Source organism: Virgibacillus halodenitrificans (assembly GCF_001878675.1).
Classification (GTDB): domain Bacteria; phylum Bacillota; class Bacilli; order Bacillales; family Amphibacillaceae; genus Virgibacillus_Q; species Virgibacillus_Q halodenitrificans.
The window spans coordinates 2713947-2736241 of sequence record NZ_CP017962.1 but is presented as its reverse complement, the minus strand read 5'-3'; the positions used below and the strand labels follow the sequence as shown (position 1 = coordinate 2736241).

Here is a 22295-nt window from a genome sequence, read left to right as displayed (position 1 = left end):
CATCTATTAAAGAAATCTAATATCATCATCAAAAGAAGCAGCTCAAGAAAGCTGCTTCTTTTGTGTATAGAACACACCATCACTCACATCTAGTCGTTTTTACTTGCGTTTTGGCCAGGTACTTTATATAACCAGATTTCCCAGGCTGATGTTTCAGTTTTAAAAGATTTTTCAAATTCTAAACCAAGCTCTTCATAGTTTTTAATGGGTACAGCAGAAAAGATATATTCTCCACCCATGTTTCTTAAAGCTTTTACATTAATCTGCAGATCCTCGATTGCACCATTTCTTTCTTTGGTGAATAAGTAATCTTCTCCATGCTCCGCCACGTACATATAAAGCCGACCTCCCCAAGTATCAAAATAATTCTCAAGAGAAGGACTTTTATTAAGCTCGCCTGCGATAATTTTCCTGAATTGCTCTTTATACTTCAGAGGAAAGCTATTATTATACGTATCTAGAGTATAAAAACCATTATATTGAGCAATTGTTGGGTGAATACCAATACTTACCACCCGATAGGAAGATTGTTTTTTGCCAATATAGTTTTCGATTTCCTCAAAAAGATTAACTGCATAAAATTCTTGAAATGTCGGTGTATTAAATTGACTATATTTATTTTCTTCATTTAAGGGGAAGGCTATTGTACATTGATAAATGATTAATACAACTGCAAATATTTTTCCGATTTTCCATCCCATGTTTTTACAAATAATCCCCAAAGCTATAGCAAAACAAATGTACCATATCATTGGATCAAGAAAATGAATTCTGGAGAAATTAAATGTATTGGCAATCATATAGTGATCCTTTACTACACGCATTCCTTCCCAATACCAAAGTGCATACCAAATAGATAAAGCGATATTAAAGATGAACAGACTCAACAATAATTTTGCTGCTTTGGCGTTACGAATACCTGATATAAGTAGTGCCAAGCCGATTACTAGTATGATTACTTTATATTGCAGAGCCAAATCATGGGTATGTCCATAAAGGAAATTCTCCAAAGCCAGCTCCATCGTTCTATCAAAAGAATTATGACCGAGATCTAGAGCATCCCGATGGGACGTAAAACCAGCATCAAAAAACATAGAATAGATTAGCATGTAATTTTTAACTAAGTATACTGTAGTCATTCCTGCTATTGCAGAGAAAAAAGACCAATTACTTTTTCTCAATTTGAACCAATCATATATCCACAATAGTCCCATTAATCCAAGGAAAAAAACGAAGCTTAAAACGAAATTGGAAAAAAACGTAATACATAAAAGCGTCATCCAATGGTACCATGAACTGTGCCACTTCTTTTCGCGAATGGTTAAAAAGATATGTAAGGCTAATGGCAGACCAGCAATGGAAAGCATTCCTGAAGGCCAAAAAGGTAGTAAGGCAAAACAGAGAGAAACTCCTATGCTAATTAATCTATAGTCTGTTTTTTGTTTTCCAAACACATGGTTGCTTAATAGTAAATACATACCAAAAAAAGCTGTGAATCGCATGATGGTCTGACCAATTGTGTATGCAGTCATTGGTTCAAACAGGTAATAGATCCAAACCATTGCATCAAATGGGGAAGGGAGTGCGCTTCTTGGCAGCCCATTTATGGCATTTGGAAGCATGGTATCAGATAGAGAAAAAATTTGACCACTTTCAGCTAACAGTTTATACCAAACAATATTAGAGTCCATATTATCATGTACTCTAATATGTGTATTTTCACCCAATAAATAGTATGGGAGAAGGTATGCGAATATAATAAGGCAGGCAATGCTTAGTAATAATTTATTGTTGGTAAAATTTTTGGATATGGTTGACCACATGGTTCACTTCCTCTTTCTCAATTCCATAATAAAGTGGCAGTCGGATTAATTTTTCGCTCTCTGGAGTGGTGTAAAGGTCTTCGCCTATAAAAACACCATACTTCAACCCTGCCTGCGAAGTATGAAGCGGCACGTAATGGCTGACAGCCATTATGTTATTCTCCTTCAGATACTCCACTAATTTACTTCTTTCCTCAAGGTTTTGCACTTTAATATAAAATATATGCGCATTGTGTTTACAATCTTCTGGGATTTTTGGCAATGTAATAAATTGCTGGGTTTCCAACTGCTGTAATCCAGTTTTATACCAGGTCCAAGCCTTCATTCTTTCCTCATAAATACCTTCTGCATTGTCAAGTTGAACAGATAAAAATGCTGCATTCATTTCACTGAGAAGATAGGAGGAACCGACATCTCGCCAAGTATATTTATCTACCTCTCCCCGGATAAATTGGGATCGGTTCGTACCTTTTTCCTGAATGATTTCCGCGCGCTCACAAGCATCTTTATCATTAATGAGTAGTGCGCCGCCCTCTCCACATTGATAATTTTTTGTTTCATGAAAGCTGATCGTGCCAAAATGCCCAATTGTACCTAACGCTCTTCCATTATAAGTACTCATTAAGCCTTGTGCGGCATCCTCCACGACAAATAGATTATAGTCTTGTGCTAATGACATTATGGAATCCATTTCACAGCTTACCCCAGCATAATGTACTACAACTATAGCTTTTGTACGTGTGGTAATTGCTTTTTTAATTGCTTCTGGGTCAATATTCATTGTACCTGAAAGAACATCAACAAAACGAATGGAGGCACCTCGTAAAGCAAAGGCATTAGCTGTAGACACAAACGTGTAAGATGGCATGATAACTTCGTCGCCGGGACCTACGTTTGTTAATATGGCAGTCATTTCCAATGCAGCTGTACAAGAGGGAGTAAGTAGTGCCTTTTCACAATCCAATCTTTCTTCCAGCCAGTGCACACTTTTCTTTCCAAAAGCTCCATTACCAGATAATTTCCCGCTTGTGATTGCTTGTTGGACAGCTACAGATTCTTTTCCAGTAACACATGGTTTATTAAATGGTATCAACAATATCACCTCATCACAATAATCCCTAGTATAATTAATGAAAATCCAATTACCTTTTGCAGTGAAACTGGTTCACCGAATAGCAAAGCAGATAGAATGAAAACAAAGACAAATGAAAGGCTCATAAATGGATATGCATAGCTAATATCAAACTTGGTCATTGCAGCCATCCAACTCAATGCAGCCAGAAAAGCTGCAAAGAAGCCGGAAAGGACCCACGGATTAAGCAATAATTGAAGTAACACTGTGAATTTTGCAATCCATGTATCTGGCAGACTCCCAAACTGATTCATCCTCCATTTTAAAATCAGCTGGCCATATACCGTAAAGAAAATAGTACCGAATATGTACAAGTATCCCATCTCTTATCCTCCAACCGGCAGTGAGCCATTTAATTTATGATACACATCCACCGTATTTCTTAACTTAAATCCAGTTGAGATAAATAAGTTTAATGATGGTAGATTGGAAGGAGAAATGGATGTTACAAGCTCATCTTCATCTATCAATGAGAAATGCTCAGAAGCTCCTTTACTTAAAAAAGGTTTTGCAAGTCCTTTACCACGGTAAGAAGCATCCATCCCCAATAATAGAATTTTATTACCTTCATAAGCATAAAACCCCGCGATGCTTCCTTCGTATTTTAAGGCAATGATCTGATTTTTTTCTATCAGGTCTTTTACCCAATTCACATATCGATTATCTGCCATAAAATCTGGGATATTATAATCTCGATGAAAGCGTCCTCCTTGAAATGCTTCTGCTGTTATTCGCAGGATTTCGTTCTTATTGAAGGTATAGCTTAGTTCTACTCCATCTTTTTCAGTATATTTTAAATCAGACTTATGGCAAACAGGCTCTATAAGAGTATCCACATAGTAGAAACCATATTTATTGAGTAACTCTGTATTTGTAAGTGGATCAATTTTTAAAGTGAAATGGCCTTCTTGTTCATTGCTCTGATGTAAAGCTTCTTCAGAAATGGAAGTAAGCTCATAGGTTGGAATATGAAAATTACGCTGGTCCCAAGGGGTAGGGCGTAAATACGTTTGCATCATAATCAACTCCGTTTATTATTTGATTTCAGATTGTCAGTTGTTTCTCTTATAAGATAAATTGGTCGTCCTTTTGTTTCATTAAATATTTTCCCAATGTAGAGACCAAGGATTCCTAAATTAAAAAAAATCAACCCGCCTATAAAATAAATTGAAACCATTACACTAGTCCATCCTTGCACAGGAACCTTAAGGAAGAAATAACGAAAGAATAGAAATAAACCATATAGAAGCGACAAAGCAGAAATGAGAAATCCGAACTGGATGGATAAACGCAAAGGCTTATTAGACTGTGCGATGATTCCATCAGTTGCTAACGTAATTAATTTTTTAAGATTATATGAAGATTTCCCTTGGCTTCTTGAATGATGGTTAATTGGAATAGAAGTAGCTTTATATCCCATCCATTGTAGAAAAAGAGGGAAAAAGCGTGTCTGTTCTTTCATTTGTCGAAAACCATCGACTACTTTTTTACTACTGATACTGAAATTTGCAATAGTATGATCTGATGATTCTCCAGTAAAGTAATCATAAATCCTATAAAATAGCTGAGAAGATTTCTTTTTCAGCCAAGAGTCTTTTCTTTCTAACCTTTTCCCGAAAACTACCTCATAGCCCTCTAACGCTTTTTCATAAAGCTTTGGTATTTCCTCTGGCTGATCTTGTAAATCGCAGTCCATTACAACAACCCAATCACCTGAAGTATAGTCGATACCTGCTGTTATGGCATGATGCTGTCCAAAATTTCGCGCTAAGTCAATTCCTTTAATATTTTCATCCTTTTCTTTGAGTTGCTGAATGATTTCCCAGGCATGATCAGGGCTGGCATCATTAACTAGAATAATCTCGTAATCTGCTGGAATAAGTGATACAGAGGCGGAGATACGATCACAGAGTTCATATAAGCATGATCTACAGCCATATACTGGTATGACAACGGATATTAATGGCTTTTGGCTAGAGATTTCCATTTTTTCACATACCATTCAACTGTTTTTATTAATCCGCTCTTTAACTCTTCTTCCGCGCTCCAGCCGAGCTCTTGTCTAAGTTTACTATCATCCACTGCGTATCTTCTGTCATGTCCCAGCCTATCTTTTGTAAAACTAATTAATTCAGTAAAACTATTTTTGTTAATTTCAGCTAAACGTTCGCTTTCCAACTCATCAAGGATACTGCATATTGTTCTGACGACTTCTATGTTCATCTTTTCATTTCCTCCACCAATATTGTAAACTTCACCTGCGCCACCCTGATGAAAGATAAGATCGATTGCTTTACAGTGGTCCATAACATAAAGCCAGTCTCTAATATTTCTTCCGTCCCCATAAATAGGAATAGAATTACCGTTTAACGCATTAAAGATAACGGTAGGAATAAGCTTCTCTTCATGCTGTCTTGGTCCGTAATTGTTGGATGAACTAGTTATAACAATATTCATTCCATAGGTGTACCCAAAGCTTTTAACTAACAAATTGGCTCCAGCTTTTGATGCGCTATATGGGTTACGTGGGTCATATGGTGTTTTTTCATTAAACATTCCTTTCTCACCAAGTGAACCATAAACCTCGTCTGTGGAAATATGATGAAAGCGTCTCTGCGCTAGTTCGCCTTTTCGTTCCCAGTCCATTTTCGCTGTTTGGAGAAGTACTTGTGTACCTAGGATGTTTGTATGGATAAATGCTGTAGCATCTTCAATGGAACGATCTACATGGGATTCTGCAGCGAAGTGGACCACTCCCCAAACGTCATACATCGCAAAGATAGATTCAATAAGGTTTTGGTCAGCAATATCACCCTGTATAAACTCATAGTTTGGATGATTCTCTAGGCTCGATAAGTTTTCAAGATTACCTGCATACGTTAATTTGTCTATATTAATAATTTGGTAGTCTGGATATTTATCAATCATGTATTCAACAAAATTGGAACCGATAAAACCGGCCCCTCCTGTAATAAGTAGAGCTTTTTTTGAATTAATCATTTTACCAATCCTAACATTGGGTTTTTCTCTATACGATCCCAGTATTGTTCCGAGTGCTTGCGGTCAGCTATTTCCAGAAGATATTGTCCGTAATCATTTTTCTCCATTGATTTCCCTTTCTCATAAAGAGCTTCTCTGGAAATATACCCAAGGTAATAGGCTATTTCTTCCAAACAAGCTAGTTTGAATCCTTGACGCTGTTGGGTTATTTTCACAAATTCAGATGCTTCAAATAAGGATTCATGGGTGCCTGCATCCATCCAAGCAAAGCCTCTTCCCAATAGTTCCACATCTAACTTTCCTCGTTTTAAGTATTCTTTGTTTAAATCTGTGATTTCTAATTCACCTCTATTAGAAGGCTTTAGTTTTTTAGTTAACTCGACAGCCTGATTGTCATAAATGTATAATCCGGTAACTGCAAAGTCAGATTTCGGTTCTTTCGGTTTTTCCTCCAATGAAATAGCCTTTTGATAGGCATCGAATTCAACTACTCCAAAGCGTTGTGGGTCTTTTACTCGATAACCAAATACAGTGGCATGACGATGGTTCTTGATTGCATTGCGAAGAAGTGTTGTAAAGCCCTGGCCATAAAAAATATTGTCTCCAAGTATTAATGCAACTGAATCATCCGCAATAAAATCTTTTGAAATAGTAAGAGCTTCTGGTATTCCGTTTGGATTACTCTGGTCTTTATATGATATAGAAATGCCGAGAGAAGAACCATCACCCAACAAAGTTTCAAAGCGTGGTCTGTCAGCAGGAGTACTAATAATCATAAATTCCTTTATTCCCCCAAGCATTAAGACAGATAGTGGATAATAAATCATCGGTTTATCAAAAACGGCCAGCAGGTGCTTGTTCATGCTATCTGTACTAGGAGCAAGTCTGGTTCCGCTTCCTCCAGCTAATATAATGCCTTTCATATTCAACACTCCTTTGAAAGTGGATACTTCCTATAAGCTACCAATTAATTTAGCGCGTGGTTACTCTGGTATTCTATTACCTTTTTTAATCATTTATAATCTTACAGTTGTGTTTCAATACTGTTTCTAATAGAGATAACAAGTAATTTGTCTTTGTTTGTAATAAAAAGTAGAATTATGAGAATATTTAGAAAAAGTATTGCTGTTTGTATAATTTTCCAATATACTCAGAAAAAGTCATTAAATTTTGATTACATTTCTATGTGGATTACATTACGAACAAAAAATACACAGCTATACATACTATGCTCCATCTTTTATACCAAAATAATTTAATAGTTCGAAGCATAGAGTAAAGGGACAACATTTCAGTATGGAGTGTAACCAGAAATAAACTTTTTTGGGGTGATACTATTGATTAATCAAATTTTGAATGTAAGTAATTTAACTACTTCTTTTAGAATCAAAGATGATTACTATGCCGCTGTAGATAATGTTTCTCTCCAAGTTTTTAAGAATGAGGTCCTGGCAATTGTAGGAGAATCTGGATCGGGTAAAAGTGCACTTGCTTTTTCAATAATGGGATTACATACACGTGCGAAAATGGAAGGCAATATTTATTTCAAGGGGGAGGATCTTGTAAATCTGTCTCCGGCAAAAATAAATAAAATGCGCGGGAAGGATATGGCAATGATTTTCCAGGACCCTCTAACTGCATTAAATCCATTAATGACCATAGGGGAGCAAATAGGGGAGGCACTGCTCCTCCATAATAAAGCCATAACAAAGAAAAGTCGTTATGAGCAGGTAATTAAACTTTTACAACTTGTTGGAATTGCACGGCCTAAATATACATATAACCAATTTCCACATGAATTATCAGGAGGGATGAGGCAACGGGTCATCATTGCAATTGCTATTTCCAATAGCCCGGAATTATTAATAGCAGATGAACCAACAACCGCCCTCGATGTTACCATACAAGCTCAAATATTAGATTTAATCAGGGAATTGAAGAACGAGATGCAGGCAGGAATTATCTTAATAACTCATGACCTTGGAGTAGTAGCAGAAATGGCAGATCGTATTGCAGTCATGTATGCGGGGGAAATGGTGGAAGTTGCGGATGTCCATACACTATTTGAAAATCCATTACATCCCTATACACGTTCTTTATTAAACTCTGTACCGAATTCTAAACAAAAGCAGGACCGTTTGCATGTTATTCAGGGTGTTGTCCCTTCGTTACAGAATCTGCCAAGAACAGGTTGCAGATTCGCTCATCGGATTCCCTGGGTTACCGAAACAGCTCATGAAAAAATGCCGCAAATGCATGAAGTGGAACCACAGCACTACGTACGTTGTACTTGCTACAAGCATTTTGACTTTCTTGAAAAGAACAAGGAGGATCATAAACATGGAATTTCTTGAAGTGAAGAATTTAAAGGTACATTTCCCAATCCGGGGGGGACTGTTTAATCGGAAAATTGATGCTGTAAAAGCTGTAGATGATGTGTCTTTCCAGATGGAGGAAGGAAAAACATATGGACTAGTTGGTGAATCAGGTTCGGGGAAAACTACCATTGGAAGAGCTATTGTTGGGCTAAATAAAATCACTGCGGGGAAGATTTTTTTTGAAGGGAAAGATTTAGCATCTGCTAAAAATAAATCAATCCGAAAAGATATTCAAATGATATTTCAAGATCCGTACTCCTCATTAAATCCAAAAAAACGCGTGCTCGACATAGTAGCAGAGCCCATTCGCAATTATGAGTCACTTACTAGAAAAGAAGAAAAACAAAAGGTTCAAGATCTGATGGAGCGAGTAGGCCTAAGCGCAGAAGCAATATTAAAATACCCTCATGAGTTTTCAGGTGGACAAAGACAGCGAATTGGTGTAGCACGCGCTATTGCTTTAAAGCCGAAGTTGATTATTGCAGATGAACCAGTATCTGCATTAGATGTATCTGTTCAAGCACAAGTATTGAATTTTATGCAGGATATTCAAAAAGATTTAAATTTAACATACTTGTTTATTAGTCATGATTTAGGAATTGTCAAACATATGTGTGACCAAATAGGAATTATGTATAAAGGGAGATATGTTGAATCAGGGAAAAAAGAGGATATTTTTACTAATCCACAACATATTTATACAAAGCGCCTTATAGCTGCTATTCCAGATATTGATCCGAGAAACAGAGATTTCCAGAAAAATCGTCGAAAAGATGTTCAGAAAATGTACGATCAATCTTACCATGAGTATTTTGACAAAGAAGGATTGGCTTACCATCTGCAACATATATCGGAATCTCATCAAGTAGCATTGCCGCATAGGAAGGTTGATTAATATGTGGAAATTTATTGTTAGAAGATTGTTTATTACTGCACCGCAAATTGTTCTTTTAAGTGTGTTGGTATTTTTAATGGCTCAAATGATGCCGGGAGATGCGTTATCTGGTTTAATTGATCCGAATATTGACCCACAGGCGATTGAACAGCAAAGAGAAAAGTTGGGGCTGAATAATCCTTGGTATATTCAGTATAAGGATTGGGTTGTCTCCGCTTTGCAGGGGGATCTCGGGCAATCGTTCCGGTTTAAAATGCCTGTTACAGATCTTGTTGAACAACGTTTGATTAACACTTTTTGGTTGTCACTCGCTACTTTAATAATCACCTATTTAATTGCCATTCCTTTAGGAATTACAAGTGGAAGATTTAACGATACATTAAGAGACCAAATTATTACAGGATATACCTATATCGGGTTTGCTACACCGCTATTTATATTTGCACTTGTCATGCTGTGGTTATTCGGTTTTCACTTTCAATGGTTTCCAACTAGTGGCAGTGTAGCTCCAGGTTCAGAGGCAGGATCACTTAGCTATGTTATCAGTAAATTACACCATTTATTACTACCAGCCATTTCAATGGCATTAATAACAACAGTAAATACCGTTCAATATTTAAGGAGCGAAATTATTGATACAAAGCAAAAGGATTTTATAATTACCGCAAGAGCAAAAGGGGCTTCAGAATCAAGAGTATATAATAGGCATATTCTTCGAAACTCACTCCTGCCAATCGCAGCATTCTTTGGTTATGAAATAACCGGATTAATAGGCGGGACAGTATTTGTAGAATTTATATATAGTTACCCAGGTATGGGATTGTTATTTATGGATTCGATACTGCAAAGGGACTACAGTGTGGTGACTTCCGTAGTTCTATTGTTTGGTATTGCATCCATTCTGGGCGCGTTGCTATCGGATATTATCCTTAGCTTAATTGATCCGCGTATTCGTATTAAATAATCCAAAAAAATACCGAGGTGATTATAATGGATTCAAAACATGCTTATGTGGAAGAAACGCAGGAACAGATGAGGTCAGTTAAGAGCCCCTCAGGAATTACTATTATGTGGAGAGAGCTTGTAAGAGATAAAGTAGCACTTTTCTCGCTTATATTTTTAATATTAATTACTACTTTTGTATACGGTATTTCACTATTTTTAAGCCAAGAGGAGATTGTCACCGTTGACCTATTCGCTATTCATGAGCCTCCTTCAGCGGAATACTGGCTTGGGACGGATTATGGCGGCAGGGATATTTTCGGTCAGCTTATTATTGGCACAAGGAATTCGCTTTCTATTGGTATTCTCGTTACCATAATGACCGGCTTAATAGGGATTATTTATGGACTTGTATCCGGTTATTATGGTGGAACCATCGATAATATGTTAATGCGCGTTGTAGACTTTTTTATGATTCTACCGTTTTTAATGGTGATTATCGTGTTTGTTGCCATTGTCCCTAAGTATACAATTCTCTCCTTTTCCTTGATTATGACCGCATTTTTATGGATGGGCATTGCCAGATTAATAAGATCTAAAGCTTTACAGGAAAGGGAATTGGATTATGCACAAGCGTCAAGAACATTAGGGTCTTCCCACTTGAAGATTATGTTCACACAGGTCTTACCTAATTTAAGCTCTTTAATCATTGTAACAATGACGTTGAACTTGGCTGCAAATATTGGCTTGGAGTCAGGGTTATCCTTTTTGGGCTTTGGTTTCCCGGAATCGACTCCAAGTCTGGGAACGCTTTTAGGCTATGCCAGAAACCCACAGACGTTGGAGTTCAGATGGTGGGTATGGGTACCAGCAGCAGTGTTGATCTTTATTCTTATGCTAAGCGTAAGAAATGTTGGCGAAGCTTTAAAAAGAGCTACAGATGCCAGACAGCGACGAGGATGATTACTAACAAAGCCAAAAAAACTTTAATCATCAAGGAGGTGAACGCCTGGGAGAAGCAAAAAGAAATGTAGTTCTTGGTTAGCTATCAGCATGTCAGTTGGTTGTAAATGTAGCTTATAAACAGGGGAGGTCATTCATATGAAGAAGGTGCGTGTAGGGAGATTATTGTTTGCTCTAATGGTTGTACTTTTGCTTGTGCTTGCCGCTTGTAATTCTTCTACTTCAAAAGAAGGAGAGGCTGAAGAAACGAAGGAGAAGAAAACTGAGGAGAAAGGTAAAGAAGAGAAAAAAGAGGAAAAGAAAGATGGTTTATACTCTATTGATGATTTCAGCAATATTAAAACAAGCGAAGGGGAAGCGATCGATGGCGGATCATTCACTTTTGGGCTTGTGTCTGATAGTGCTTTTGAAGGGACATTGAATTGGAATTTTTACTCTGGTGACCCAGATGCGCAAATCCTGGACTGGTTTGATGAGGGTCTCCTTGATTGGGATGAGAATTATGTATATACAAATGATGGGGCGGCAACCTATGAAGCTTCTGAAGACGGTCGGGTATTTACCTTCAAAATTCGTGACAATGTAAATTGGCATGATGGGGAGCCCGTTACTGCTGAAGACTGGTTATTTGCTCACGAGGTAATTGGCCATCCTGAATATGATGGAGTTCGATATGGCTCAGACTTTACTAATATCGAAGGAATGGAAGCATACCACAATGGCGAAGCAGAGACAATTTCGGGAATTAAAGTAATTGATGATAAAACATTGGAAATAACCTATATAGAATCTACTCCTTCACTTGTTACAGGTGGCATCTGGTCATATCCTTTAGCAAAGCATATCTTTGGAGATATGAAGGTAGCAGATATTTCTTCTTCCGCAGAAGTAAGGGAAAAACCAATCGGATTTGGTCCATTTATAGTGGAAAGCATAGTACCTGGAGAATCCGTAGTTATGTCTAAAAATCCGGATTACTGGCGTGGTGAGCCAAAGCTGGATGAAGTAACAGTAAAGGTAATTAATCCAAATGTTGTCGTTCAAGAGCTTGAAACAGGTGGCGTAGATACAGTAAGCTCCTTCCCTGTTGATCAGTATCCAAAAAATGCGGAGATGTCCAATGTAGAATATCTTGGAATGATTGACAGAGCATATACTTACATTGGCTTTAAATTAGGAACGTGGGATAAAGATAAGAAAGAGGTAAAACCGAATCCGGACGCAAAAATGGCAGATGTTAATTTACGTAAAGCAATGTGGCATGCAGTAGATAATAATGCAGTAGGAGAAAAATTCTACAATGGTTTGCGCTGGAATGCAACAACACTTATTCCGCCATCTCATCCAGAGTTTCATGACGAAACAAATCCAGGGGTAGCATATGATCCAGAAGCTGCAAAAAAGATTCTTGACGAAGCAGGCTATGAAGATAAAGATGGTGATGGCTTACGTGAAACACCTGATGGGGAAGAATTGGTCATTAACTTTGCCTCCATGTCAGGAGGAGATACTGCTGAGCCGTTAGCAAACTATTATATTCAATCATGGAAAGAAGTAGGCTTAAATGTACAATTACTAGATGGACGTTTACAAGAATTTAATACATTCTACGATCGTGTAGGGCAAAATGGGGATGATGATCCTGCAGTGGACATTTACCAAGGAGCATGGGGCGTAGGTATTGATGTAGATCCACGTGGATTATATGGACGTGATGCATTATTCAATTTCACACGTTATGCGAGTGAGAAGAATGATGAATTGCTAGCAAAAGGTGTTTCTGCTGAAGCCTTTGATAAGGATTACCGGAAGAAAGTCTATGATGAATGGCAACAATTAATGGTAGATGAAATTCCAGTATTCCCAACACTATATAGATCTGAATTGGTACCTGTGAATAATCGTGTATTAAACTTTGCCATTGGCGATGGTACAAAAATGTACAAGAGTGACATTGCTGTAACCCAGGAAGAGCCAATAGTTGCAGAATAGGTTGTAAAGAGAAGCCCAAGGCGTAGGGCTTCTCTTTTAATTTTTTAGGTTTTAATACATATGTTGGCGTTTTTCAATGATTTAGAAAATAGATATACTGCGACGTAACTTGATAGTACTCTAAGCGGCCGTTGCGGAAAAAACACTTCGCTTTCCGTGGGCAACGCTTCAGCTTCCTCGGAAGAAAACCACTTCCTGCGGGATCTTCAGCTGGGGCTGCGATTACTCGCCCCATCAAAAAGCCCTGTTGCTTTTCCCACAGGAGTCTTCGTGTTTTTCCTACACTGGTAAAGTGGTTAGATATTAACCCGTTATTTATGGTTTAAAGCAGATACAAATTGATTTCCACTGGAGAGGGATACTTTCACACCTCCGGGTACAAGTGCGGCATCTGTTCGTTACCTCACAGTGTCTTCTTTGCCGCCCGGCATGGCTTCGGCCGAGGCTCGCAGGCCGCCCGCGGAAAGCGTAATATTTTCCCGTAGCGAGATTAGAAAATCATATCCACTACGTCGCATTTTACTCCAACTATGAATGCACAAAATACGATTGTACCCCAACATTTGCAGTAGAACCGATTTTAACAGTGTATCTTCTATGAAAATATCACATACAACTCGAATGGGAATTTTTCCTCTTATAATACAAACTGGTTTCATTTAAGATAAAGATAAGTTATAACAGGATGGAGGGAGAAGATGACTCAGAAAATAGCGGTTGCAATTATACATGGCGCCGGTACTCCGAAAAAGAGCTTTGCTGGTAAATTAATTGATCAAATCTCAGAGCAATTTTCTAAGCAACTATTTATTCAAGACGCCGTAGATCAACTCGTTTTTGAACCAGTATATTGGTCATCCATATTTGCTGATGAGCAGGAAAAGCTTTGGGAAAAGATGCATAAATCCTCAGAATTAGACTTCCCTTTATTAAGAAGATTTGTCATTGAATTTCTTGGAGACGCTGTTGCATACCAACCAACTACGTTAAAAAACCAAAATTATGACCGGGTGCATGCCCTAGTAGCAAAATCAATGAATAGACTAAGAGAAAAAGCTGGCCCAAATGCCCCGCTGTGTGTAATAAGTCATAGCTTGGGGACAGTAGTGGCAAGCAATTATTTTTATGATTTGCAATATAGAAGAATGAATATGGGGAAAAAGACAATTGATTGTACAAGTTTAAATCCATTAGAACAATGTGAAACTTTGACATTGTTTTATACACTGGGAAGCCCCCTTGCATTATGGTCACTTCGCTATATGGATTACGGTTCTCCAGTAAAGGTTCCTGCAACAAGGATGCTAGAACAATATCCTCATCTCCAGGGAGAGTGGCTTAATTTCTATGATAAAGATGATGTACTTGCATTCCCGTTGAAAATGGTGAGTGAAGGATATAATAAAGCAGTAACAAAAGATGTCGCAGTGAATGCAGGTGGGATATTAACAAGCTGGAATCCTTTATCCCATAATCAATACGATGTGGAGAAAGAGGTTATTCAACCAATCGTAAAGGGGCTAATTAAAACCTGGGAGGCTGTTAATTAATAGGAAACGTATTTGTAAATGAAAGGATTGAATCAGATGAAAATAAATCAGGAAGAATTAAAAAAAGCTGCTGGTGAGGCATCAATAAAGTATGTGGAAGATGGAATGAAGATTGGACTTGGCTCAGGGTCTACCGTCTACTGGCTGATACAAGCACTTGGTCAATACATTAAAGATGGTGGAAAAATAGAGGGTATACCCTCTTCGGAACAAACGCAACGATGGGCGGTGGAGGCAGGCGTTCCTCTTACAACCTTTTCTAAGGTGGAACAACTGGATGTAACTATTGATGGGGCAGACGAAGTGGATAAGAATTTACAACTCATAAAGGGTGGTGGCGGTGCGCTATTCAGAGAAAAAATAATTGCTGCTGCAGCTAAAACATTAATCATAATTGTTGATGAAACTAAAAAGGTGAAACAATTAGGTCGGTTTCCCTTGCCCGTAGAAGTATTGCCATTTGGTTGGGAGGTTACTGCAAATCGTATTTCTAAGCTTGGAGGAAAACCTGAACTTCGAAAAAAAGATGGTGATATATACAGAAGTGATAATGGCAACTATATCCTAGACTGTAGTTTTTCATATATCGCAGATCCAGCAATACTGGAATCTCAACTAAAGAACATCGTTGGAGTAGTGGAAACAGGATTATTTGTTAATATGGCGGATAAAGTAATTGTAGGAAAATCGGATGGGCTTGAAGTTATTGAAAAGAATTGTGAGGGGGGAGGTTGAAAAATTCTCCTTGCTCCTGATTCATTTAAGTGGAGCTTCAATTGAAGAGAGAGTAGTAACCACTACTATAGGATTATGGTGAAATTCAATAACTCCCAGCAGGATTCCAGCTTATTTTGAAGAAGTAATAAACGAAGTAATAGAAAATAGGGGGAATTTAATTGGGAGAGCAAGCATATGAGTTAAAGCATGAGAAAAAGAGAAAAGTAACTAAGAAGAAAGTTATACTACTAACTATTGGAGCTCTAGTGATTATCCTTGTAGGTTTATTCGTTTTTGTAAACGTATTCATTAATAGATCTATGCCTCAACTGGAGGGACAAATTAAACTTCCAATCTTAAAGGAAGAAGTTACAGTAATTACAGATTCCAATGGTGTGCCTCATATTAAGGCAGCAAACAATCATGATCTTTTTATTGCTCAGGGATATATGCAAGCACAGAATCGCATGTTTCAGATGGAGATGTCAAGAAGGCAGGCATCGGGTACACTAAGTGAAATTGTTGGAGAAAAAGCAATTAATACAGATAAATATTTTCGCACGCTTGGTTTGCGACGAGCCGCCGAGAAATCTTATGCTATTTACTCCGAAGAGTCCAAGGAAGTTCTTCAATATTTTGCAGATGGTGTTAATGCTTATATACATGACGCAATTGAAGGCAACAGTCTACCCATCGAATTTACCCTAATGGGAGCGAAACCAGCAGATTGGACTCCGCTAGATTCCTTAACAATTGGTAAATATATGGCTTTTGATTTAGGTGGTCATTGGGAACGTCAAGCCTTTAATTATTACTTGCTTGAAGAGTTTGACGATGAGAAAGCAATGGAGCTTTTCCCACATTATCCGGAAGAGAAGCCGACAATTATTCAACAAGGAGAAATCGACATTGCCAGCAGCTTTGAAAATGCAATTATTCCAAACACGTTTAACGGCAGCAACAATTGGGTGGTAAGTGGGAAAAAGACAGCAAGCGGTTTGCCGTTATTGGCTGATGATCCCCATTTAGGATTGGCGACTCCGTCCATTTGGTTACAAATGCATTTGGAAACAGAGGATTTGAATGTTAGTGGGGTTATTTTTGCAGGCGTCCCAGGGATTATACTTGGTCATAATGATCATATCGCTTGGGGAGTAACTAATGTCGGCCCAGATGTCCAGCAGCTTTATCTGGAAAAGCGTAATCCGGAACATCCAGATGAATTTTTATTTGAAGGGAAATGGGAGAAGGCGGAAATTATTGATGAACCTATTGAAGTAGCAGACAAAGCAGCGGTAAACTTTCAAGTAACAGAGACACGTCATGGGCCTGTAGTATCTGAGTTTGCTGAAGATAGTGGAAAGGATGCCGTTTTGTCTTTACGTTGGACTGCGTTAGACCCGACTACTGAGTTGGAGGCAATATTGGAAATAAATAAGGCAGAAAACTGGAATCAATTTGAAAAAGGGTTGGAAAAATTTCTCGCACCTGCTCAGAATTTTGTTTTTGCTTCTAATGACGGAACAATAGCATATAAAGCAAATGGTAATATTCCTATTTATGAATCCGGTGATGATGCACTACTGCCTCTTCCAGGTTGGGAGAAGGGCAAGGAATGGAAGGGATTTATACCGTTTGATGAATTACCAACAGTAATAAACCCTGATAAAGGTTATATTGCAACGGCGAATAATAAAATAGTGGGAGATGATTATCCATATCATATTAGCAATGTGTGGGCACAGCCGTACCGTTATGAGCGGATAGCTGAAGTATTAGAAACAAATAAGCCATTAACTGCTAAAGATATGAAGGATTTACAAATGGATGCAACAAACCTGCAGGCGCGAGAATTTTTGCCTGTTTTTTCCGAGGTGTTAAAAGATTCAAACTTAACTAAAGAAGAAGAACAGGCGATGGCTATACTGAAAGACTGGAATTATATTGATGCTAAAGAACTGAGTCAACCACTGATTTTCCATAGATGGATAGAGGAGATAGAGAAACAAATTTATGAAAAAGATATTCCTGACACGATGATGGGAATGTTTGGTGCTAAAGGACAAACAACAGATGAACTTCTTCGAAAAGCATACAATGGAGATGGATCCATTTGGATTGAACAAGCCGGTGGATTGAAGGAAGTGTTGCATGTTTCATTGAAAAATGCCCTAACGGATTTAAAGGATAAGTTTGGAAATGATATTACAAAATGGACGTGGGGAGATTTTCATAAAGTACAATTTAATCATCCTTTATCTGGTATTCATCCTGTATTATCCTATTTCTTTAATAATACAGATTCTATGCCCGTAGATGGAAGTTCTGTAACACCAATGGCTGCAGCTTATGATGCGGAGGATGGTGAAGTAGATCATGGAGCTTCTTGGAGATTCGTTATCGACACAAATGATATGCAGACAGGTCATCATATTGTAGGTCCAGGTCAATTTGGTCATTTTAAAAGCAAGTGGTATGACGATCAAATGGATGATTGGGTAGATGGGAATTATCATGAGACGGCATTAAATGAAACAGAAGGCTTGGAATTAAAATTAGTACCTTAAAATGAGCAGTCCACGAAAATTACGTTATACTAAAATAGTAAATTGGTTAAGAGAAAGGAAGCGTGTAAATGAAATATTTTGCTGTATTTTTACCAATGCTGGATGAAGAAAAGAGTAAGCACTATCGACCAGATCACTTGAGTTATTTGGAGGAAAAAAGCAACGAAGGAAAGATATTTGCTAAGGGACGTTTTACTGATGGGACAGGAGGTTTAGTCATCTATAAAGCGGATGACCTTTCCGAAGTGGAAGAAATGGCTAAATTGGATCCTTATGTAGCAAAAGGTGCAAGAAACTATGAAATCCGTGAATGGGATATGGTCGTAACGAAGTCATAAGATGATAGTTTTTAGTTTGTATTATCTTAGTACAATACGTAGAAATTTATAATGTTATCTGTAGCTCTTTTAAAGTAGATGAGATTTATGAAAGGGGGACCTACATGATTACAGTACAAAAAATATTCGAAGCGAGAGATCAAATAAAAGATATAGTTAAAGAAACACCGATTTTTCAATCTACGTTGCTTTCTGATTTAGCTGGCAACAAGCTTTTCTTTAAAGCAGAGCATCTTCAACGTACAGGATCTTTTAAAATTAGAGGCGCAACGAACAAAGTAATGCAGGTGGCGAAAAATGGGGCCACATTTGTCACGGCAGCCTCTTCAGGAAACCATGGGCAGGCAGTGGCTTATATTTCCAATAAGGTTGGAATCAAAGCAACCATTGTTGTGCCAGAAGATGCTATATCAAGTAAGATAAAGGCAATTCAAGCTTATCATGGGAGCATAGAGACATGTGGTACTACTTCTGCTGAAAGATTGCCAAGGGCCAAACAGCTTGCAAATGAGAATGAGGGTGTTTTTATCCCCCCATATGATGATCCGTATATTATTGCTGGTCAAGGCACCATCGGATTGGAAATTCTAGAACAACTTGATTCTGTAGATGTAATTGTGGTACCGATTGGTGGCGGGGGGTTAATTTCTGGTATACTATCCGCGATCAAAGAGGTGAAGCCATCCATTCAGATAATCGGGGTAGAACCGGAAACTGCTAATGATACGTTGTTGTCCTTGAAAAAGGGAGAAATTGTTGCTATTCAGCAAACTAAAACGATTGCTGACGGCTTAAGGACAAGTCAACCAGGAAGCTTCACATTTCCAATTGTACAAAAATATATTGATGACATCGTTACAGTTAGTGAACAAGAAATCCAAGATGCGCTCTTTCTTATGCTGGAGCGAACCAAGCAGATAATAGAACCATCTAGTGCAACTACAGTTGCTGCTGTGCTGAATGACAAATTAAATGTGCGAGATAAAAATATTGTTTGTGTCTTATCAGGAGGAAATGTGGATGTGCGCACCTTGTCCTCATTTTTTAATAGATAATATAATATGGACTTCTGCAAAATTTTGGGAGGAACTTTCTCATGGATTCATAGTTGGAGGAAATTGCGAACTAGTGTGGAAACAATCGGTAACTGAGCGGAGATAATCCACCGGAGAGGAGATTCATCGGCAGTAGAGCGTAGTAATCCGCCGGAGAAAGAATTAATCGGCAGTAGAGCGAGATAATCCGCCGGAGAGCAAATTAATCGGCAGTAGAGCGAGATAATCCGCCGGAGAAAGAATTAATCGGCAGTAGAGCGAGATAATCCGCCGGAGAGCAAATTAATCGGCAGTAGAGCGAGATAATCCGCTGGAGAAAGAATTAATCGGCAGCAGAGCGAGATAATCCGCCGGAGAAAGAATTAATCAGCAGTAGAGTGAGATAATCCGCCGGAGAGCAAATTAATCGGCAGTAGAGCAAGATAATCCGCCGGAGAGCAAATTAATCGGCAGTAGAGCGAGATAATCCGCCGGAGAGCAAATTAATCGGCAGTACAGCGAGATAATCCGCTGGAGAAAGAATTAATCGGCAGCAGAGCGAGATAATCAGCCAGAGAACTAATTAATCAGCAGTAGAACGAAGTAATCCGCCGGAGAACAAATTAATCGGCAGCAGAGCGAGATAATCAGCGGGAGAAAGAATTAATCGGCAGCAGAGCAAGATAATCCGCCGGAGAAAGAATTAATCGGCAGTAGAGCGAGATAATCCGCCGGAGAGCAAATTAATCGGCAGTAGAGCGAGATAATCCGCCGGAGAAAGAATTAATCGGCAGTAGAGCGAGATAATCCGCCGGAGAGCAAATTAATCGGCAGTAGAGCGAGATAATCCGCTGGAGAAAGAATTAATCGGCAGCAGAGCGAGATAATCCGCCGGAGAAAGAATTAATCAGCAGTAGAGTGAGATAATCCGCCGGAGAGCAAATTAATCGGCAGTAGAGCAAGATAATCCGCCGGAGAGCAAATTAATCGGCAGTAGAGCGAGATAATCCGCCGGAGAGCAAATTAATCGGCAGTACAGCGAGATAATCCGCTGGAGAAAGAATTAATCGGCAGCAGAGCGAGATAATCAGCCAGAGAACTAATTAATCAGCAGTAGAACGAAGTAATCCGCCGGAGAACAAATTAATCGGCAGCAGAGCGAGATAATCAGCGGGAGAAAGAATTAATCGGCAGTAGAGCGAGATAATCCGCCGGAGAGCGAAAGATTCCGCAGTACCTATTTATGAATTAATATATAGGTTTTACTATACAATATTTTCCGAATCATTGAAGACCCCCAACAAATATAAGAACCATAAAATAAAACTACCTGCCATTGTGGAATGGCAGGTAGTTTGTCTTTACATAATTTTCGACGATGTTCAACCCTCAAGATTAGTCTGAATTAGTGATTTTTTACAACTTCTTGGCCTCGGACGTTCCAAGTGATTGCAAACAACACTACTGCAAGCGCGCAAGAAACTGTTAATAGCATAAACCCAGCATCCCAGCTATAGTGCTGAACCACAAATCCCATAATCGCATTTGCTGATACAGCACCACCAATATAACCAAAGAAGCCAGTTAATCCAGCAGCAGTACCAGCAGCTTTTTTAGGTACAAAATCGAGAGCTTGTAACCCAATTAGCATAACAGGACCATAAATTAAGAAACCAATGGCAATTAATGCAATATTGTCAACAAGTGGGTTACCGGCAGGGTTGAACCAGTACACAAGAACTGCGACTAACACACCAAGCATAAATACAACACCAGCAGGCCCGCGCCGACCTTTAAAAACTTTATCGGAAATATAACCACATAATAGTGTACCAGGAATACCTGCCCACTCATACAGGAAGTAGGCAATTCCGGATTCGCTCATATTAAAGCCTTTTTCTTCACTTAAATAGGTAGGTGCCCAATCCAAGACACCGTAACGTACAAAATAAACAAAAATATTAGCGATAGCAATAGCCCAAACCCATTTATTATTAAGTACATATTTAAAGAGAATTTCTTTTGTAGTTAATTCTGTTTCAAATGTTTTTTTGGATTTACTTGGATAGTCATCCCGATGTTCTTCAATTGGAGGCAAGCCTACTGATTGCGGAGTATCGCGAATTAATGCAAAAGCGATAATTGCAATTACGACAGCGACTAACGCTGGTAAAATGAATACCCCTTCATATCCAATGAATGTTGCTCCAAAATAGGTTGTTGCAAGTGAAACACCACCAATAGCCAATGGAGCCATAAGTCCACCACCGACATTGTGAGCTACGTTCCAAATAGCGGTTTTACCACCACGTTCACTCACACTAAACCAATGCACAAGAACACGTCCAGAAGGTGGCCAACCCATCCCTTGAACCCAGCCATTAAGAAATAGCATAATAAACATGATCGTAATGGTTGAAGTAAAGAAGGGGACAAATCCCATTAATAAATTTATAATTGCCGACAAAATTAAACCAGTGACTAGAAAAACTCTAGCATTACTTCGATCCGAGATCGTTGCCATAACAAATTTACTTATTCCATAGGCAATGGAAATAGCGGATAGAGCTACACCTAATTCCCCCTTTGAAAAACCTTCTTCTGTAAGGTAAGGCATAGCGAGTGAAAAGTTCTTCCGAATTAAATAATAAGCTGCATAGCCAATGAAAATCCCCATAAAGACTTGGAATCTAAGTTTTTTATACTCAGCATCTATCTTTTCTTCTGGTAATCTTTCTTTAGCTGGAGCAGGTTTAAAGAAATTTAACATAAAAGCTCCTCCTTGTTGTATATAAAAAAATAGAAAACAAATTCCCCAAACCCCATTAATATAATGGTTAGCTGCCCCTCCTTCGTTATTAAAGCTAAAGTTACTAGGTAAGCAGACGCGATTTCACACAAAAAGTCCATACTAAAACATACACATCCCAATAGGAAGGTATATAGATTAGTATGGTCTCCTCG

General features: G+C 38.4%; 18 protein-coding genes. 10 read left to right on the top strand and 8 right to left on the bottom strand.

What is annotated here, in order from left to right; translation table 11 throughout:
• Positions 1–89: 89 nt before the first annotated feature.
• From BME96_RS14145 to rfbA, 7 genes are read right to left on the bottom strand one after another with little or no spacing between them, the layout of a single operon-like run.
• A complete protein-coding gene (locus BME96_RS14145) occupies positions 90–1823 on the bottom strand; it encodes a DUF6044 family protein (protein WP_071649356.1) in 1734 nt (577 codons plus the stop codon).
• Positions 1786–2925: a dTDP-4-amino-4,6-dideoxygalactose transaminase gene (rffA, locus tag BME96_RS14140; RefSeq protein WP_331279787.1), complete on the bottom strand. Its 1140-nt coding sequence runs from the start codon at positions 2923–2925 to the stop codon at positions 1786–1788. The genes BME96_RS14145 and rffA overlap by 38 nt, the downstream gene beginning before the upstream one ends.
• The gene (locus tag BME96_RS14135) at positions 2922–3278 is read right to left on the bottom strand and encodes an EamA family transporter (protein ID WP_071649354.1); all 357 of its coding nucleotides are present in this window, start codon (positions 3276–3278) and stop codon (positions 2922–2924) included. The genes rffA and BME96_RS14135 overlap by 4 nt, the downstream gene beginning before the upstream one ends.
• 3 nt (positions 3279–3281) lie before the next feature.
• Positions 3282–3974 carry an N-acetyltransferase gene (locus tag BME96_RS14130; protein ID WP_231478625.1) on the bottom strand — a complete coding sequence of 231 codons (693 nt, stop codon included), beginning with the start codon at positions 3972–3974 and terminating at the stop codon, positions 3282–3284.
• A gap of 2 nt (positions 3975–3976) precedes the next feature.
• Entirely contained in the window at positions 3977–4942 is a 966-nt protein-coding gene (locus tag BME96_RS14125; protein ID WP_071650013.1) for a glycosyltransferase family 2 protein, read from the bottom strand.
• Entirely contained in the window at positions 4915–5955 is a 1041-nt protein-coding gene (gene rfbB, locus BME96_RS14120; protein ID WP_071649353.1) for a dTDP-glucose 4,6-dehydratase, read from the bottom strand. The genes BME96_RS14125 and rfbB overlap by 28 nt, the downstream gene beginning before the upstream one ends.
• Positions 5952–6878, bottom strand: coding sequence for a glucose-1-phosphate thymidylyltransferase RfbA (gene rfbA / locus BME96_RS14115; RefSeq protein WP_019376388.1), 927 nt, complete (start codon positions 6876–6878; stop codon positions 5952–5954). Before rfbA ends, rfbB begins: the two co-directional genes overlap by 4 nt.
• Before the next feature lie 414 nt (positions 6879–7292).
• On the opposite strand from rfbA, the gene BME96_RS14110 reads away from it, so the two are divergent.
• From BME96_RS14110 to BME96_RS14065, 10 genes are all read left to right on the top strand, one after another.
• The gene (locus BME96_RS14110) at positions 7293–8309 is read left to right on the top strand and encodes an ABC transporter ATP-binding protein (protein WP_019376387.1); all 1017 of its coding nucleotides are present in this window, start codon (positions 7293–7295) and stop codon (positions 8307–8309) included.
• Positions 8296–9228, top strand: a complete 933-nt coding sequence (locus BME96_RS14105; RefSeq protein ID WP_019376386.1) for an ABC transporter ATP-binding protein — start codon at positions 8296–8298, stop codon at positions 9226–9228. The genes BME96_RS14110 and BME96_RS14105 overlap by 14 nt, the downstream gene beginning before the upstream one ends.
• 1 nt (position 9229) lies before the next feature.
• Entirely contained in the window at positions 9230–10192 is a 963-nt protein-coding gene (opp4B, locus tag BME96_RS14100) for an oligopeptide ABC transporter permease (RefSeq protein ID WP_019376385.1), read from the top strand.
• A 26-nt stretch (positions 10193–10218) separates the two neighbouring features.
• Positions 10219–11133, top strand: a complete 915-nt coding sequence (locus tag BME96_RS14095) for an ABC transporter permease (RefSeq protein ID WP_019376384.1) — start codon at positions 10219–10221, stop codon at positions 11131–11133.
• Positions 11134–11271: 138 nt separating this feature from the next.
• Positions 11272–13125, top strand: coding sequence for an oligopeptide ABC transporter substrate-binding protein (opp4A, locus tag BME96_RS14090; RefSeq protein WP_071649352.1), 1854 nt, complete (start codon positions 11272–11274; stop codon positions 13123–13125).
• Between the two features lie 698 nt (positions 13126–13823).
• Positions 13824–14675: a hypothetical protein gene (locus BME96_RS14085; protein ID WP_019375997.1), complete on the top strand. Its 852-nt coding sequence runs from the start codon at positions 13824–13826 to the stop codon at positions 14673–14675.
• A gap of 36 nt (positions 14676–14711) precedes the next feature.
• Positions 14712–15410 (top strand): ribose-5-phosphate isomerase RpiA, encoded by a 699-nt coding sequence (gene rpiA / locus BME96_RS14080; protein ID WP_071650012.1) that lies wholly within the window; start codon positions 14712–14714, stop codon positions 15408–15410.
• Between the two features lie 161 nt (positions 15411–15571).
• Positions 15572–17959 (top strand): penicillin acylase family protein, encoded by a 2388-nt coding sequence (locus BME96_RS14075; RefSeq protein WP_071649351.1) that lies wholly within the window; start codon positions 15572–15574, stop codon positions 17957–17959.
• A 68-nt stretch (positions 17960–18027) separates the two neighbouring features.
• Entirely contained in the window at positions 18028–18297 is a 270-nt protein-coding gene (locus BME96_RS14070; protein WP_019376000.1) for a YciI family protein, read from the top strand.
• Between the two features lie 104 nt (positions 18298–18401).
• On the top strand, positions 18402–19352 hold the full coding sequence (locus tag BME96_RS14065) for a threonine ammonia-lyase (RefSeq protein WP_071649350.1): 951 nt from the start codon (positions 18402–18404) through the stop codon (positions 19350–19352).
• A 1384-nt stretch (positions 19353–20736) separates the two neighbouring features.
• Here BME96_RS14065 and glpT read toward each other — a convergent pair.
• A complete protein-coding gene (glpT, locus tag BME96_RS14060; protein WP_060678451.1) occupies positions 20737–22101 on the bottom strand; it encodes a glycerol-3-phosphate transporter in 1365 nt (454 codons plus the stop codon).
• Positions 22102–22295 lie beyond the last annotated feature (194 nt).

Bases quoted from the DNA above. Each gene is read 5' to 3' on its own strand.
- rfbA (WP_019376388.1), bottom strand. From the start codon at position 6,878: ATGAAAGGCATTATATTAGCTGGAGGAAGCGGAACCAGACTTGCTCCT.
- BME96_RS14065 (WP_071649350.1), top strand. From the start codon at position 18,402: ATGATTACAGTACAAAAAATATTCGAAGCGAGAGATCAAATAAAAGAT.
- BME96_RS14095 (WP_019376384.1), top strand. From the start codon at position 10,219: ATGGATTCAAAACATGCTTATGTGGAAGAAACGCAGGAACAGATGAGG.
- glpT (WP_060678451.1), bottom strand. From the start codon at position 22,101: ATGTTAAATTTCTTTAAACCTGCTCCAGCTAAAGAAAGATTACCAGAA.
- BME96_RS14145 (WP_071649356.1), bottom strand. From the start codon at position 1,823: ATGTGGTCAACCATATCCAAAAATTTTACCAACAATAAATTATTACTA.
- BME96_RS14105 (WP_019376386.1), top strand. From the start codon at position 8,296: ATGGAATTTCTTGAAGTGAAGAATTTAAAGGTACATTTCCCAATCCGG.
- BME96_RS14070 (WP_019376000.1), top strand. From the start codon at position 18,028: ATGAAATATTTTGCTGTATTTTTACCAATGCTGGATGAAGAAAAGAGT.
- opp4A (WP_071649352.1), top strand. From the start codon at position 11,272: ATGAAGAAGGTGCGTGTAGGGAGATTATTGTTTGCTCTAATGGTTGTA.
- BME96_RS14125 (WP_071650013.1), bottom strand. From the start codon at position 4,942: ATGGAAATCTCTAGCCAAAAGCCATTAATATCCGTTGTCATACCAGTA.
- BME96_RS14130 (WP_231478625.1), bottom strand. From the start codon at position 3,974: ATGATGCAAACGTATTTACGCCCTACCCCTTGGGACCAGCGTAATTTT.
- BME96_RS14085 (WP_019375997.1), top strand. From the start codon at position 13,824: ATGACTCAGAAAATAGCGGTTGCAATTATACATGGCGCCGGTACTCCG.
- rfbB (WP_071649353.1), bottom strand. From the start codon at position 5,955: ATGATTAATTCAAAAAAAGCTCTACTTATTACAGGAGGGGCCGGTTTT.
- BME96_RS14135 (WP_071649354.1), bottom strand. From the start codon at position 3,278: ATGGGATACTTGTACATATTCGGTACTATTTTCTTTACGGTATATGGC.
- rpiA (WP_071650012.1), top strand. From the start codon at position 14,712: ATGAAAATAAATCAGGAAGAATTAAAAAAAGCTGCTGGTGAGGCATCA.
- opp4B (WP_019376385.1), top strand. From the start codon at position 9,230: ATGTGGAAATTTATTGTTAGAAGATTGTTTATTACTGCACCGCAAATT.